This window comes from Gordonia paraffinivorans NBRC 108238 (genome assembly GCF_000344155.1).
In the GTDB taxonomy this organism is placed as follows: domain Bacteria; phylum Actinomycetota; class Actinomycetes; order Mycobacteriales; family Mycobacteriaceae; genus Gordonia; species Gordonia paraffinivorans.
This window is the reverse complement of record NZ_BAOQ01000106.1, coordinates 1-727: the sequence shown is the minus strand read 5'-3', so window position 1 is coordinate 727 and position 727 is coordinate 1. Positions and strand designations below refer to the sequence as shown.

General features: G+C 64.6%; 1 protein-coding gene. It reads left to right on the top strand.

Annotated features, from left to right (window positions below; all coding sequences use genetic code 11):
- On the top strand, positions 1 to 727 hold a 727-nt coding region (locus GP2_RS20850; RefSeq protein WP_040527720.1), incomplete at both ends, for a condensation domain-containing protein.

The following is a 727-nucleotide window of genomic DNA, read 5'->3' as shown; positions in this document are numbered from 1 at the left end:
CCCGGACGACACCGAGTCGGTGGTGGGCAGGCAGCTGGACTACTGGTCCGAAAAGCTGAAAGGACTTCCGGACGTCATCGAGCTGCCGGCTGACCGATCGAGGCCGGCGAAGGCCACGGGGCATGGCGGTACCAGGAACTTCATCGTTCCCGAGACGGTCGCAGCTCGTGTCCGGGCGGTGGCCGAGGATCACGGTGTGACGCCGTTCATGGTGTTGCATGCCGCGTTGGCGGTGTTGTTGTCCCGGTTGGCGGCGACTGGCGATGTTGCGATTTCGACGCCGGTGGCCGGCCGTGGTGCGTCCCAGTTGGATCCGTTGGTGGGGATGTTCGTCAATACGCTGGTGCTCCGCACGGAGGTGATGCCGGGTACATCCTTTGCGGATTTCCTAGAGCAGGTGCGAACCACCGATGTCGATGCGTTCGCGAATGCGGATGTGCCGTTCGAGGTCGTGGTGGATGCAGTCAGGCCGGTCCGGTCGGAGGCGTTCGCGCCGCTGGCGCAGGTGATGCTGTCGTTCGACAGTTCGGCGTCGGACGGCTTCGCCACCATGAGGGGCGCGGGCCTGTCGATCGAGCCGATCGTCCCAGACGATATTCCTGCGCAACGTGACCTCACGGTCTTCGTGTCCTCGCGCGATTCCGGTGCGTGGCAGGGATCAATGATCTACGCGTCCGACTTGTTCGACGCGCCGACCGTGGACGGCTTGGCAGCCCGGCTGATCACA